Origin of the sequence: Bacteroides muris (ex Fokt et al. 2023) (assembly GCF_024704895.1) — a bacterium.
Taxonomy (GTDB): Bacteria; Bacteroidota; Bacteroidia; order Bacteroidales; family Bacteroidaceae; genus Bacteroides; species Bacteroides muris.
This window is the reverse complement of sequence record NZ_JAMZEE010000014.1, coordinates 36,689-51,196: the sequence shown is the minus strand read 5'-3', so window position 1 is coordinate 51,196 and position 14,508 is coordinate 36,689. Positions and strand designations below refer to the sequence as shown.

The 14,508-nt window shown below is 48.8% G+C and carries 16 protein-coding genes; 11 read left to right on the top strand and 5 right to left on the bottom strand.

Features of this window, described 5'->3' with window-relative positions; translation table 11 throughout:
• Positions 1-2: 2 nt before the first annotated feature.
• From M1B78_RS07710 to M1B78_RS07675, 8 genes are all read left to right on the top strand, one after another.
• The gene (locus M1B78_RS07710; protein ID WP_136009559.1) at positions 3-1,601 is read left to right on the top strand and encodes an aspartate:alanine exchanger family transporter; all 1,599 of its coding nucleotides are present in this window, start codon (positions 3-5) and stop codon (positions 1,599-1,601) included.
• Positions 1,602-1,604: 3 nt separating this feature from the next.
• A complete protein-coding gene (locus M1B78_RS07705) occupies positions 1,605-2,612 on the top strand; it encodes an aminodeoxychorismate synthase component I (RefSeq protein ID WP_257940334.1) in 1,008 nt (335 codons plus the stop codon).
• Positions 2,596-3,189, top strand: a complete 594-nt coding sequence (locus M1B78_RS07700; protein ID WP_176468788.1) for an aminotransferase class IV family protein — start codon at positions 2,596-2,598, stop codon at positions 3,187-3,189. Before M1B78_RS07705 ends, M1B78_RS07700 begins: the two co-directional genes overlap by 17 nt.
• Before the next feature lie 419 nt (positions 3,190-3,608).
• A complete protein-coding gene (locus tag M1B78_RS07695; RefSeq protein ID WP_257940333.1) occupies positions 3,609-4,913 on the top strand; it encodes a 3-phosphoshikimate 1-carboxyvinyltransferase in 1,305 nt (434 codons plus the stop codon).
• A gap of 124 nt (positions 4,914-5,037) precedes the next feature.
• Positions 5,038-5,466, top strand: coding sequence for a phospholipase (locus M1B78_RS07690; protein ID WP_136009555.1), 429 nt, complete (start codon positions 5,038-5,040; stop codon positions 5,464-5,466).
• A 36-nt stretch (positions 5,467-5,502) separates the two neighbouring features.
• Positions 5,503-6,315 carry a metal ABC transporter permease gene (locus M1B78_RS07685; protein ID WP_136009554.1) on the top strand — a complete coding sequence of 271 codons (813 nt, stop codon included), beginning with the start codon at positions 5,503-5,505 and terminating at the stop codon, positions 6,313-6,315.
• A 17-nt stretch (positions 6,316-6,332) separates the two neighbouring features.
• Complete coding sequence (gene tsaE, locus M1B78_RS07680) at positions 6,333-6,758, top strand: tRNA (adenosine(37)-N6)-threonylcarbamoyltransferase complex ATPase subunit type 1 TsaE (RefSeq protein ID WP_136009553.1); 426 nt, start codon at positions 6,333-6,335, stop codon at positions 6,756-6,758.
• 35 nt (positions 6,759-6,793) lie between these two features.
• Positions 6,794-7,012 (top strand): immunity 17 family protein, encoded by a 219-nt coding sequence (locus tag M1B78_RS07675; RefSeq protein WP_136009552.1) that lies wholly within the window; start codon positions 6,794-6,796, stop codon positions 7,010-7,012.
• Between the two features lie 60 nt (positions 7,013-7,072).
• Here the strand turns inward: M1B78_RS07675 and M1B78_RS07670 are convergent, their stop codons facing one another.
• The 3 genes from M1B78_RS07670 to dnaE all read right to left on the bottom strand — a co-directional run bounded on the left by M1B78_RS07670 (position 7,073) and on the right by dnaE (position 11,795).
• Positions 7,073-7,405, bottom strand: coding sequence for a hypothetical protein (locus M1B78_RS07670; protein ID WP_257931578.1), 333 nt, complete (start codon positions 7,403-7,405; stop codon positions 7,073-7,075).
• A 111-nt stretch (positions 7,406-7,516) separates the two neighbouring features.
• Positions 7,517-7,831, bottom strand: a complete 315-nt coding sequence (gene trxA, locus M1B78_RS07665; RefSeq protein ID WP_005824191.1) for a thioredoxin — start codon at positions 7,829-7,831, stop codon at positions 7,517-7,519.
• A 166-nt stretch (positions 7,832-7,997) separates the two neighbouring features.
• Positions 7,998-11,795: a DNA polymerase III subunit alpha gene (gene dnaE, locus M1B78_RS07660; protein WP_257940332.1), complete on the bottom strand. Its 3,798-nt coding sequence runs from the start codon at positions 11,793-11,795 to the stop codon at positions 7,998-8,000.
• Positions 11,796-11,965: 170 nt separating this feature from the next.
• On the opposite strand from dnaE, the gene M1B78_RS07655 reads away from it, so the two are divergent.
• The 3 genes from M1B78_RS07655 (at position 11,966) to M1B78_RS07645 (ending at position 13,740) form a co-directional block, all read left to right on the top strand.
• The gene (locus M1B78_RS07655; RefSeq protein WP_136009548.1) at positions 11,966-12,652 is read left to right on the top strand and encodes a phosphatidylserine decarboxylase family protein; all 687 of its coding nucleotides are present in this window, start codon (positions 11,966-11,968) and stop codon (positions 12,650-12,652) included.
• A gap of 13 nt (positions 12,653-12,665) precedes the next feature.
• Positions 12,666-13,373, top strand: a complete 708-nt coding sequence (pssA, locus tag M1B78_RS07650) for a CDP-diacylglycerol--serine O-phosphatidyltransferase (protein ID WP_257940331.1) — start codon at positions 12,666-12,668, stop codon at positions 13,371-13,373.
• A gap of 67 nt (positions 13,374-13,440) precedes the next feature.
• A complete protein-coding gene (locus M1B78_RS07645; RefSeq protein WP_257931583.1) occupies positions 13,441-13,740 on the top strand; it encodes a DUF4834 family protein in 300 nt (99 codons plus the stop codon).
• A 17-nt stretch (positions 13,741-13,757) separates the two neighbouring features.
• Here the strand turns inward: M1B78_RS07645 and M1B78_RS07640 are convergent, their stop codons facing one another.
• The gene (locus M1B78_RS07640; protein WP_257940362.1) at positions 13,758-14,192 is read right to left on the bottom strand and encodes a nucleoside deaminase; all 435 of its coding nucleotides are present in this window, start codon (positions 14,190-14,192) and stop codon (positions 13,758-13,760) included.
• 33 nt (positions 14,193-14,225) lie between these two features.
• Positions 14,226-14,459: a hypothetical protein gene (locus M1B78_RS07635; protein ID WP_117856960.1), complete on the bottom strand. Its 234-nt coding sequence runs from the start codon at positions 14,457-14,459 to the stop codon at positions 14,226-14,228.
• Positions 14,460-14,508 lie beyond the last annotated feature (49 nt).

Here is a 14,508-nt window from a genome sequence, read left to right as displayed (position 1 = left end):
TTATGTTTACTGACTTGTTAAACTCCTCTTATTTCGCCCTCTTCCTCATTGTGGCTTTAGGCTTCATGCTGGGAAGGATAAAAATCAAAGGACTCTCGCTCGACGTTTCCGCCGTTATTTTCATCGCCTTGTTGTTCGGACACTTCGGAGTTATCATTCCCAAAGAGCTGGGAAACTTCGGATTGGTACTGTTCATCTTCACCATCGGCATTCAGGCCGGACCCGGATTTTTCGATTCCTTCCGAAGCAAAGGCAAGACACTCATCATCATCACCATGCTGATTATCTGCTCTGCCGCCCTGACGGCAGTAGGGCTGAAATATGCCTTCGACATAGACACTCCCAGTGTCGTGGGACTGATTGCCGGTGCCCTGACCAGTACGCCGGGACTTGCCGTAGCCATCGACAGCACTCATTCCCCACTGGCATCCATCGCTTACGGTATTGCCTATCCTTTCGGCGTTATCGGCGTGATTCTCTTTGTAAAACTGCTGCCCCGTATCATGCGCATCGACCTCGACAAGGAAGCGCGCCGACTGGAGAAGGAACGCCGCAGCCAGTTCCCGGAACTGACGACCTGCCTGTTCCGTGTAACCAACCCTGCCGTCTTTGAGCGAAGCCTGATGCAAATCAATGCGCGTGCCATGACCGGAGCCGTCATCTCACGCCATAAGCACAATGAGCAGATAGCCATACCTACCGCCCAGACCATACTTCACGAAGGCGACTACATACAAGCCGTGGGCAGCGAAGATGCCTTGAACCAGCTTGCCGTCCTCGTAGGCAAACGCGAAGAAGGAGAACTGCCACTCGTTGACATGCAAGAGATTGAATCTCTGTTGCTCACCAAAAAGGATATGATAAACAAACAGTTGGGAGACCTCAACCTGATGAAGAACTTCGGCTGCACCGTCACCCGCATCCGCCGAAGCGGTATTGATTTGTCGCCTTCGCCCGACCTCGCCCTGAAATTCGGCGACAAGCTGATGGTAGTGGGAGAAAAGGACGGCATCAAGGGAGTGGCACGCCTGCTGGGCAATGACACCAAGCAGTTGTCTGATACGGACTTCTTCCCCATCGCATTAGGTATTGTACTGGGGGTACTGTTCGGCAAGCTCAACGTTTCCTTCTCGGACAGTCTGTCATTCTCTCCGGGACTGACGGGAGGCATTCTGATGGTTGCCTTGTTCCTGAGCGCCATCGGAAAGACGGGACCGATTCTATGGTCTATGTCCGGCCCTGCCAACCAATTGCTGCGCCAATTGGGACTGCTGCTCTTCCTGGCCGAAGTGGGAACCTCGGCAGGACGGAATCTGGTAGCCACATTCCAGGAAAGCGGCTGGCTCTTGTTCGGCGTAGGTGCCACCATCACGCTGGTGCCCATGTTGGTAGCAGTATGCGTAGGCTTGTTTGTGTTCAAGATAAACATACTCGACTTGCTGGGTACCATCACCGGTGGCATGACCAGCACACCGGGACTTGCCGCCGCCGACTCCATGACGGACAGCAACATTCCAAGTGTGGCATACGCCACGGTATATCCCATTGCCATGGTGTTCCTCATTCTGTTTATCCAGATTATCGCCTCCGCGGTCTATTGAGAAATGGAAAAGTACCGCAGGAAAGAAGCCATCGCCAGAATGAACGGCCTGGCAGAAGCCAATGTGCCCTTCCTCTTCATCATAGACTATGCACAAGAAGTGTCACACATCGAGCCCCTCGACAAGATAGACGCCTCCACCTGCCTTTTCCGGTTTCGGAAGGCAGGCAACGTGGCGGCATCTGCCACGGCCGATTCCGGAAGCGGCTCATGCCGATATATCTGCCCGATAGAGTGGCAAGTCACTCCACCCGCCCCTGCCGCATACCAGCAATCGTTCGACCTCGTGAAACAAAACCTGCTGGCAGGCAACAGCTACCTGACAAACCTCACCTGCAAAGTACCCGTCACCACCAACCTGACTCTGAAAGAAATATTCCTGCATTCGGAAGCCTTGTACAAACTATGGCTGAAAGACAAATTCGCCTGCTTCTCCCCCGAAATATTTGTCCGCATAGAGGAAGGCAAGATAAAGTCCTTCCCCATGAAAGGCACTATCGACGCTACCCTGCCTGATGCGGAACAGCTTTTGATGCAGGATGCCAAAGAGGCAGCCGAACATGCCACCATCGTAGATTTGATACGCAACGACCTCAGCATGGTTTCGGAGCACGTCGAAGTGACCTCCTACCGATATGTCGAGCACCTGCAAACCAATAAGGGTCCCATTCTCCAGACCAGCTCCGAGATATGCGGGACTCTCCCCGAAGATTATACCGCACATATCGGTGACATCCTCTTCAGCCTGCTTCCAGCCGGTTCCATCACCGGTGCACCCAAGCCCAAAACCATGGAAATCATTGCAGAGGCAGAAGACTACGAACGGGGATTCTATACCGGCATTATGGGGCATTATGCAGACGGGCAACTGGACAGCGCCGTCATGATACGCTTCATCGAGCAAGAAAACGACCGTCTCTACTTCAAGGCAGGAGGTGGCATCACCGCCAAAAGCCGGTGGGAAAACGAATACAAGGAAGTAATACAGAAAATATATGTGCCGATTTATTGAGACCATACGCATTGACAACGGAAGGGTCTGCAACCTGCCTTATCACAACCGGAGGCTGAACGACACCCGTGCCCACTTCTGGCCGGAAAGCACACCTCTACAACTGTCCGACCATCTCTTTCCCGGCTGCAAGGCAGGCATCGTCAAGGCACGCGTAGTGTATGGTGAGAAAGGTATTGAAGACGCCAGCTATTCCTCCTACGTCATGCGGCACGTGCATTCGCTGGCACTGATACAGGCAGATGACATTGACTACACCTACAAAAGCACCGGACGCGAACCTCTGAACCGCCTTTTCGCACTTCGCGGAGTGTGCGACGACATTCTGATTGTAAAACAAGGGCTACTGACAGATACCTCCATTGCCAACATCGCCTTTTACAACGGCACCCACTGGTACACACCGGCACGCCCCCTGCTGAAAGGGACCAAACGGGCAGCCTTACTGGAAGAAGGAATCTTGCAGGAAAAAGACATCAGACCGGAAAACTTATCCTCATTCTCCACGGTCAGACTGTTCAATGCTATGATTGATTGGGGAGAACTGGAACTCCCCGTACGGAACATTATCCCATAGAGCCTCTACTCGTGCATATCGTCGGGATGTATCTCCAAGAAGCTCACCGATATATATTTCGCACCCCGATATAGTCAGCGAAATAATCGGCAATATCAGCTCCAAGCCGAAGATGGGTTCTTCATGTACTGTTCCTTCAAAATGCACACTAGAGTTGGACATAGGACAAGGAACGGTTGGTATAGGCCAGCATAAAGAGATATGGCCGAAAACAACAAAGCGAGAGGGGAGCAAATCTATTTCCATAAGAATAATATTTATTATATCTGTCTGTCCCAACATCGGGACTTACCCCCACAAAGGCAAGCGAAAGACTGAAACCACAGAAACAAGTTACCTTTTTTCCATTTCTTAAAGATTTATCCTACTTTTGCAGTGACAATAAAAAAACTTACCACCGTAACTTAACAAATACGACCATGCAATATACCGTTTCCGCTCCTGCCTCGCTGCACGCAACCATACAGCTACCGGCATCCAAAAGCATCAGTAACCGGGCACTCATCCTCCACTCCTTAGCCCATGGCAACATCCTTCCCTGCAATCTGAGCGATTGTGACGACACCATGGTGATGACCCGCGCCCTCGACGGAAATCCCGGACATATAGATATTCTTGCCGCCGGTACCGCCATGCGTTTCCTCACTGCCTACCTCAGCGTAACTCCGGGCACCCGCATCATCACCGGTACGCAACGCATGCAGCAACGCCCCATCCGCATACTGGTAGACGCCCTAAGAGAGCTCGGCGCCCGGATTGAATACGTCAGGAACGAGGGTTTTCCCCCCTTGCACATCACCGGAACTGAACTGAAGGGCGAAGAAATATCCCTCGCCGGTAACGTCAGCTCACAATACATATCTGCCCTGCTGATGATTGGTGCCGTCCTCCCCAAAGGCTTGCGCCTGCACTTGACGGGTGACATCATCTCCCGCCCCTACATCAACCTGACCCTGCAACTGATGCGCGACTTCGGCGCCCAGGCCGACTGGACCTCCAAAGATTGCATCGCCGTCAGCCCCGGCGGATACACGGATACCCCTTTTACTGTGGAAAGCGATTGGAGCGCCGCATCTTACTGGTATCAGATGATGGCAATAGAAGGAATCAAAAATGAAATATTAAAAATGAAAGGGGAAGATGGAAGTAGCGCGAAAGAAAGTGAAAACAGTGCGAAGGAAAAAACACACCCTGCAGAAATCGAACTGCTCGGACTCTTCGCCCACAGCTATCAAGGCGACAGCCGCGGTGCAGAAGTCTTTGCCCGCCTTGGTGTCCATACCGAATATACAAACCGGGGAGTAAAACTGACCCGGAAGGGCATTCCCGCCGCCCGTCTCGACGAAGACATGGTGGACATCCCCGATCTGGCACAGACCTTTGTCGTCACCTGCTGCCTGATGAACATTCCTTTCCGCTTCACCGGCCTGCAAAGCCTCAAAATAAAGGAGACTGACCGTATCACCGCCCTCATTACGGAACTGCGCAAACTGGGTTACGTTATACGCTCCGAGCAAGACAGCATCTTGTTGTGGGACGGCGAACGTTGCCCGGAAGACGCCGCCCCCGTTATTGCCACCTACGAAGACCACCGCATGGCCATGGCATTTGCCCCAACCAGCCTCGCCCTGCCACACATCCGGATAGACGAGCCGCAAGTAGTCTCCAAATCCTATCCAGCCTACTGGAATGATTTGCAAAAAGCAGGATTCAAAGTGGAATAAACAGCCAGACGACATGCCTTGCACTCTATCTATTCAATCCGAAGCATAATTTTGCCGTGTGCAAAACAATATGTATCTTTGTCCGTTCTATTAACAGAACATGTTTTTCAAGAAAAGGAAGCCCATGTGGATATTGATTATTAGCCTGATTGTACTTGCCCTCGTGGCAGCCACGGCCGGAATTATACGCAACCGGAAACTACAGAAGAAGATAGACCGCGGCGAACTGGACGCCATGCCCGAAGTGCAAGAAGTAAATGCCGAATGCTGCGGACAGCATGAAACCTGCGAACGTGACAGCCTACTGGCAGCCGTCAGCAAACAAATAGAATATTACGATGATGAAGAACTGGACAAATACATCGGCACCGCTCCCGATGTCTATACTCCCGAGCAGGAAGACGAGTTCCGCGACGTGTTCTATACGATGCAAGACACGGACGTAGCCGGATGGGTGCGCAGCCTGCAACTGCGCGGCATAGCCCTGCCGAACAACATTAAAGATGAAGTGTTCCTCATTATCGGCGAACGCCGTCTCACTCCCCATTCCTAACACTCCACATCTAACCTTTAATTTTTAATTGAATAAATGGAGCTACTGCAATACACCTTTTTCCAACATGCACTCATCGGCAGTCTGCTGGCAAGTATCGCTTGCGGGCTCATAGGCACGTACATCGTCACCCGGAGACTGGTGTTCATCAGCGGTGGATTGACACATGCCTCCTTCGGCGGGATAGGCATAGGGCTGTATACCGGCATTTCCCCCATTCTGTCGGCAGCCTTGTTTGCAGTCTTGTCCGCTTTCGGTGTAGAGTGGCTCAGCAAACGAAAGGATATGCGGGAAGACTCTGCCATTGCCGTATTCTGGACATTGGGTATGGCACTGGGCATCATGTTCACTTTCCTTTCACCGGGATTCGCCCCCGACTTGTCTGCCTATCTCTTCGGCAACATTCTCACGATTACCTGGAGCGACATTGCTCTATTGGGAGGGCTTGCCGCCCTGCTGGCACTGTTCTTCGCACTATATCTCCATCCTATCATCTACGTAGCTTTCGACCGGGAGTTTGCCCGCTCGCAAGGTATTCCGGTGCAGGTATTCGAATATGTACTGATGATGTTCATTGCGCTTACCATCGTGGCATGCCTGCGCATGGTGGGCATCGTACTGGTCATCTCCCTACTCACTGTTCCCCAGATGACCGCCAACTTGTTCTCGCACCGGTTCCACCGCATCATCTGGCTTTCCATCGGCATCGGTTATCTCAGTTGCCTGGGCGGGCTGATGATTTCTTTCTACTTGAATGTCCCCTCGGGTGCATCCATCATATTCTTTTCCATCATTATCTATGCCATTTGCAAGACAGGAAAAAGTTTTTGGCTATATTTGCAACGCTAAAGAAATCTATAAACACAATGGAAATCAAAATTCAGTCATTAGACCAGATTCACGAAGCCGCCCGCCAGTTCATCGCTGAAATGGGTGACAATACAGTCTTCGCCCTCTATGGAAAAATGGGGGCGGGCAAGACGACTTTCATCAAAGCCGTTTGCGAGGAGTTAGGCGTTTCCGACGTCATAACCTCCCCCACCTTCGCCATTGTCAACGAATACCGTTCCGACACTGCCGGTGAACTGATTTACCATTTTGACTTCTACCGCATCAAGAAGCTGGAAGAAGTGTATGACATGGGGTATGAAGATTACTTCTACAGCGGTGCCCTCTGCTTCATAGAATGGCCGGAACTGGTAGAGGAACTTCTGCCGGGCAAGACTATCAAAGTGACCATAGAGGAAATAGAAAACGGAGAGCGGAAAGTCACCTTGGAAAACTTTGAATAACCCTTCCCCCCTTTAATTTTTAATTGTCAATTCCCATGAGCCAATACATCGTTCAAGGAATTTTTGCCGTCGCGGGCATCATCGCCTTGCTGGCAGCCATATTGAACTGGAACTGGTTCTTTACTGCCCGAAACACCCAATTTATCGTGCAAAATGTAGGGCGGCGGCAAGCCCGTTGGTTCTACGGTGTATTGGGTGTCATCCTCATCGGAACGTCCATCTTCTTTTTTCTGAATACGCCATCGGCTACATAAAAACAAAAATCGCGGATAAAGCCATGCTTATCCGCGATTTTCCTATACTTTTGATACAGACTATTCTTCGTCCAAAGATTCCGCATACTCCATTTCACCTTGCACGATGAAAAAGATTTCTTCCGAATCATAGTCACCCATCCCATCTTTATGGGCTTCCTTGACAATATAGTCCACGATTTTCTCCAAATCAATCTCGATGTACCCATCTGTATCCGGATGCGCATCAAGGATGCCGCTCTCGGAATAATACTCGTCAATCAAATCGAGAAAATAATAGAACTCGTCGTCAGAGAACTTCTCTTTCAACTCCTGCGGCAAATAATTCTTGATGTACTCGATAGTCTTTTCATCATCGACATCATTCTGCAAAAAATCGTCTTCCATTCCCATACTTACTATTGCTTAAAGGGTTAATGTTATTGACTATTTGACAATTTACTATTTGGCTGTGCCATGATGCCGAAAAGGTAAATCGTAAATAGCAAATCGTCAAATAGTACCTTATAATATCGCTTCTATCTTGGCCACGTAAGCAGATTTCGGAGCCGAACCTACCTGCTTATCCACCAGTTCTCCATTCTTGAAGAACAAGACTGTAGGGATGTTGCGTATACCATATTCGGCAGCTACGTCACCGTTCTCATCCACGTCACATTTGCCAATAATCACTTTTCCTTCATATTCAGTAGCCAATTCATCGATGATTGGTCCCACCATCTTACAAGGGCCGCACCAAGGCGCCCAGAAATCCATAACTACAGGTTTTCCCTCTGCCAGGATTTCTTGAAAATTGCTGTCTGTAATTTCTAAAGCCATTTCTTTTAATATTAAATGTCAACTATAATTATTAATTTACTGTCAATTGCATTTTATCAGCCTTCGCTTTCGAAACAAAGATAGTGCAAACCGAATGCAAAACAAAATGAACTTGTTCATTTTTTATGCTGAGGTGCAGCCTATCTTCGTTTTCTAACAAAGAAAACTAATTAATTCTGAACTCAAGGTCCGGACGTTCTTTTAAATAAGTAATTAGTTCACGCCCCACGGAAAGCTTCACGGGACGGGAAATCAAATCGACCGTCATCTTACTATCCTCATCTCTGACTTTGAAATAAAGCTCCGTACTACCCGGACATTCCTTGGTCAGTTCTGCCAGTTCAGTTATCAAAGCCTTATTCAGCACACTCAACGGAATGAGAATAGTAATCTTCTCGATCAGTTTTTCCTTGACGTCAGGCAACAATTCCATGGAGGTTATCTTCAGTTCCAGTTCATCCTGCCGCCATTGCTTAGGCTGGCAACGGGCTTTGATGAACAAGAAGGTACGCTCGCCCAGATACCCCTGATAAGTCACCCAATCATTTCCGAAGAAAGGAAGTTCTGCCGAACCGGAATAGTCTTCAATCTTGGCTATGCCGTAAGGATTGCCGTTCTTGCTGATACCGCGACGCACGGCAGTCACGATGCCACCCATTGTTATTTCGCGTCCCACAAGCACCGTCTTATCTTCCAGCTCTGCCATGTGAGTGTTGCAAACATGCTCCAGAACCACAGAATATTCATCCAACGGATGTGCGGACAGATAGATACCTACCAAATCACGCTCCCGGTTCAAACGGTCAAGGTCACTCCAACGTTCCGCTACCGGTATCTCCGGAGTGGCGATATCCACCACATTCTCACCACCGAATAGGGAATTTACAGCCGCTGCCTTGTCAGCTTGGTAACGGTTACCATAACGCACCAAAGTTTCGAGGAAGACCTCGTTCTTGGAGTTTACGGCAAAAAACTGCTCTCGCTTCAACTCAGGGAAGCCATCGAACCCGCCCGCCAAGGCAAGGCATTCCAGATTCTTCTTGTTGCAGGCTGTCAGATTGACACGCTGCACAAAATCAAATATCCCTTTGAAAGGACCATTCTTTTCGCGTTCCTCCATAATGCTCTGCACAGCACCCTCGCCTACCCCTTTCACCGCACCAAGGCCAAAACGGATATTGCCTTCCTTGTTCACGGTGAACTTCAGGTTACTTTCATTCACATCCGGTCCCAATGTATTGATGCCCATTGCCTTGCATTCGTCCATCAGCTTGGTTATATCGGTAATATTCGCCAAACTTCGACTCATGACCGCTGCCATGTATTCTGCCGGATAATTGGCCTTGAGAAAAGCTGTCTGATAGGCCACCCACGAATAGCAAGTGGCATGTGACTTGTTGAAAGCATAGGATGCAAACTTTTCCCAGTCGGCCCAGATTTTCTCGAGCACTTTCGGATTGTGGCCGTTCTTTTGTCCACCTGAAATGAATTTCGGCTTCATGTGGTCCAGCTTGTCACGCAGCTTCTTACCCATTGCCTTACGCAAGGCATCAGACTCACCACGGGTGAAGTCTGCCAGCAAACGCGACAGAAGCATGACCTGCTCCTGATAGACCGTAATGCCGTAGGTATCCTTCAGATACTTCTCCATGATGGGGATATCATACTCGATGGGCTTACGTCCCCACTTACGGTCGATGAAGTCGGGGATATAATCCATAGGCCCCGGACGGTAGAGGGCGTTCATGGCAATCAAGTCCTCGAAAGTGCTCGGTTGCAACTCGCGCAGATACTTCTGCATGCCAGCCGATTCAAACTGAAACGTACCGATGGTACGGCCGTCGCAATAGAGTTTATAGGTAGCAGGGTCGGAAATGGATATCTTGTCGATGTCGAGTTCCAAGCCGCGGTGCAGACGTACATTGGCAACGGCTTCCTTAATGATGGACAAGGTTTTCAGTCCGAGGAAGTCCATCTTGATAAGTCCCGTATCTTCAATGACGGAACCTTCATATTGGGTTACGAGCATCTTCTCGCCCGTTTCCTTATCATCCGCCGTGCTGACAGGTACCCAATCCGTGATGTCGTCACGGCAAATAATAGTACCGCAGGCATGCACACCCGTACCGCGTACATTACCTTCCAGCATCTTGGCATATTTCATCGTATCGCGCACCAGTGGATCGGGCGAAGCCTCCGCAGCCTGCAATTCGGGCACGTAGGCAATGGCATTGGGCAAATTGAGTTTCTTGTCGGGAATCTTATCCGGCACAAGCTTGCACAAACGGTCTGATTCGCTCAAAGGCAGTTTCTGTACGCGTGCCACATCCTTGATGGCCATCTTGGTCGCCATCGTGCCGTATGTAATGATGTGCGCCACCTTCTCTTGCCCGTACTTATCCGTCACCCAGCGGAGCACTTCTCCACGCCCGTCATCATCGAAGTCCACATCGATATCAGGCAAAGAGATACGGTCGGGATTCAAGAAACGCTCGAACAGAAGGTCGTATTGAATCGGGTCTATTTTCGTGATGCCCAAGCAATAGGCCACCGCCGAACCGGCAGCCGAACCACGTCCCGGTCCCACCGAGACTCCCAGCTGTGTACGGGCGGCATTGATAAAGTCTTGCACAATCAAGAAGTATCCCGGGAAACCCATCGTCTTCATGATGTACAGCTCAAAGACCAGACGTTCCTTCACCTCGTCGGACAAGGGGTCACCGTACAACTTCTTGGCACCGTCGAATGCCAACTTTGCCAGATAGTCGGCTTCCAGCTTGATACGGTACAGCTTGTCGTAGCCCCCCAGACGCTTTATCTTGGCATTGGCGGCATCCTCATCCAGCACCACCTTGCCGTTCTCATCCTGAGTGAACTCATCAAACAAGTCCTTTTCGGTATATTTCTGACGATAGCCTTCTTCCGTCCCGAAATCTTCAGGAATAGCAAACGTAGGCATAATAGGAGCATGGTCGATAGAATAATACTCCACCTTGTCCAAAATCTCCAAGGTATTGGACAAGGCTTCGGGAACATCTTCAAACAAGGCGTTCATCTCAGCCTTTGTCTTCATCCATTCCTGCTTAGTATAGAGCATTCGGGTAGGGTCATCCAGATTCTTACCCGTACTCAGACAAATCAGGCGATCGTGCGCTTCCGCATTCTCTTCATCCACAAAGTGGACATCATTGGAACAGATAACCTTAATGTCATATTTCCGGGCAAGCTCCAACAACTTGGCATTCGCCTTCTGCTGAAGCGGATAAGCTTCGTGATTGGCACGGGGAACAGTGGCTTTATGGCGCTGAAGTTCCAGATAATAATCATCGCCAAACAGATTCTTATACCAGCGTACAGCTTCTTCCGCCTCTTCCAGCTGGTCATTGATAATCTTCTTAGGAACCTCGCCACCGATACAAGCCGAGCAGACAATCAGCCCTTCATGATACTTTTCCAGTTCACTGCGATCTGTACGCGGACGCATATAGTATCCCCTTGTCCAAGCATGCGATACAAGTTTTATCAGATTGTGATACCCCTTCTCATTCTTTGCCAGCACAATCAGGTGATAACCACTCTGGTCCGGCTTCCCCTCCTTCTTATCCATGGTTCGGCGGGCCACATACATTTCACAGCCTACAATCGGCTTGAACAACTTGCTTTCCGCTTCTGCCATCTTGGTACGGCAATCGGCAATCTCCGCTTCCTTGTCTTCACACTCTATCTCACCACTTTCAATACCGGCAATCCTTTTCTTGAGGTCCTTTATCTCCCCCTTCGGCCCGCTGTTCTTCTTGTTGACATAGTTGGTGAACTCCTTGATACCGAACATATTTCCATGGTCGGTCACGGCAATGCCTTTCATACCATCCCTCATAGCCTTGTCAACCAGCTTGCTGACACTTGCCTGACCATCCAGAAGAGAGTATTGGGTATGGACATGTAAATGAACAAAATCTTGCATATATATCCTATCTATTGAGAGCCTAAAATTACAACCTCTATCACAGCTAACAAAAATATTTCCCAAAAAGTTATCAACACGCACATTTCTCTCTCCAAATCCTTGTTAGATTTTCAAAATAAGCCTATTTTTGCAAATAATTTCTATCTAAAATAGCAAATACTATATACATGAGTCGATTAAAAAGATTAAAAAAGATACGTATACACCGTGAAGGAACACATACATTAGCAGGCAGCTTGGCTCTGATTCTGACTGTCAACACTGCCCTTTACTTCGGATTGGAATGCAAAGTTCCTTTTTACGTAGTAGCGGTCATTAGCCTCATTGTATATGGTATACTAGTGAACTTCTTCCGCTGTCCCATCCGTTTGTTCGGACAGGAAACAGAGAAAGTCGTGATAGCTCCTGCCGACGGTAAAATCGTAGTGGTGGAAGAAGTAGAAGAAAACGAATACTTCCACGACCGCCGTATCATGGTATCTATATTCATGAGCCTGGTCAATGTACACGCCAACTGGTATCCGGTAGACGGTACGGTAAAGAAAGTGTGGCACAAAAACGGAAAGTTCATGAAAGCCTGGCTGCCCAAAGCCAGCACCGACAACGAGTGTTCCACTGTAGTAATAGAAACTCCGGAAGGCGTGGAAATTATGGCACGACAGATAGCCGGAGCCATGGCGCGCCGTATCGTAACCTATGCCGAACCGGGCGAGGAATGCTATATCGACGAGCATATGGGTTTCATCAAATTCGGTTCCCGCGTGGACGTCTTTCTGCCGTTGGGCACCGAAGTATTCGTTAAACTAGGACAACAGACTACCGGTAATCAGACTGTGATAGCCAAACTTAAATAATAAAAGAACAACAATGGCAAACTGCATTACCCGCCATATTCCAAATATTCTGACCTGCCTGAACCTATTCTCCGGGTGCATTGCCTGTGTCATGGCATCCGAAGCCAAATATGAATGGGCACTCGCTTTCATTATCTTCAGTGCCGTATTCGATTTCTTCGACGGCATGATGGCACGTGCACTGAACGCACATTCCATTATCGGCAAGGATTTGGATTCTCTGGCAGATGATGTCAGTTTCGGAGTGGCCCCTTCCCTGATTGTATTTTCCTTGTTCAAGGAAATGAACTATCCAAGCACAATGGAAAGCATGGCCGACGTTTTTCCCTATCTCGCATTTCTTTTGTCCGTGTTCTCTGCACTACGGCTTGCCAAATTCAACAATGACACCCGCCAGACAAGCTCTTTCGTAGGACTTCCCGTCCCGGCAAATGCCTTGTTTTGGGCTTCATTGGTGACGGGCGCTCACGACTGTTTGGTGAGCAACAGCTTCCATCCGGTTTATCTGTTGCTGCTGGTCTGCCTTTTCTCATGGTTGCTTGTATCGGAGATTCCAATGTTCTCACTCAAATTCAAGAATCTGTCATGGAAGGACAATAAAACAAGCTTCATTTTCCTACTTGTCTGCATTCCGTTCCTTATCTTCTTGGGAATCTGCAGCTTTGCTGCAATTATCGTGTGGTATATACTACTTTCGCTTATTACAAGGAAAAGTAAATAAACATTTTTATGGCACAATTGTTGTATTGAAGTTCGCAGAAAACGAACACATAAAAAGACATTAGCCCATGTTTCATATTTTAGGATTTTTATTCATCATCATAATTGCCATTCTGCTCATTGGTCTTAGCATTATCGGTAGTGTCATCCGAACCATATTCGGATTGGGTGGACACCGTACTTCCTCCAACTCCGGTCCCTACCAAAAAGGAAATGGTAATTACCAGCCGGGAGGGTATTCCTACAATGATAATAAACAATCGCCTGAGGAGGCACAAGCCGAAGAGGGTGAAATACGTCCCCGCCACAAGAAACTGTTCTCCAAAGACGAAGGAGAATATGTGGATTTTGAAGAAATCAAAGAGTAGGAATTAAGGATAAAGGATTATTTGCGCCTGGCGGCAAAGAACTCTTTCATTAGGACGGCACATTCATCTGCCAGGATTCCTTTTACTACTTCTGTTTTGGGATGCAATGCCTGCGAGGCATAGCGCTGATACCCTCTTTTCTCATCCTCGGCGCCAAACACCAGGCGTCCCATCTGTGCCCAAGCAATGGCACCGGCACACATCACACAAGGTTCCACTGTGACATAGAGAGTACATTCATTCAGATATTTGCCACCAAGGGTTGCAGCGGCAGCGGTAATGGCCTGCATCTCGGCATGGGCGGTGACATCTGTCAAGGTCTCTGTCAGATTATGGGCACGGGCTATGATACAGTCCTTACAAACCACAACCGCACCTACGGGAACTTCTCCCCGTTCACCTGCCTTATGCGCCTCCAGAAGCGCCTGTTTCATATAATAGCTATCGTCCAACGCCACTCCGTTTCAATTTTTAATTCTTAATTTTCACCTCCTCATATCGTGCTCACCAAACAAAGTAGGATAATCCTCTTCCATATTCTTATGGATAAACATGAGAATAGTCTCCCGCAGCCAGCGCGACTTGTTCGTTATCTTGTATTTATCCAGATAACGGTCTACAATCCGCAGTTCTTCCTCGCTCATCAGGCATACCATGCGCTGCTCGCGTTTCGGTTCTTCGGGCGTTGCTTTTGCACACGTTTTATCTCTCTTTCTCATATTTCCTGCAAAATTACTTTTACTTCTGTAAAAACAAAACGAACCTACG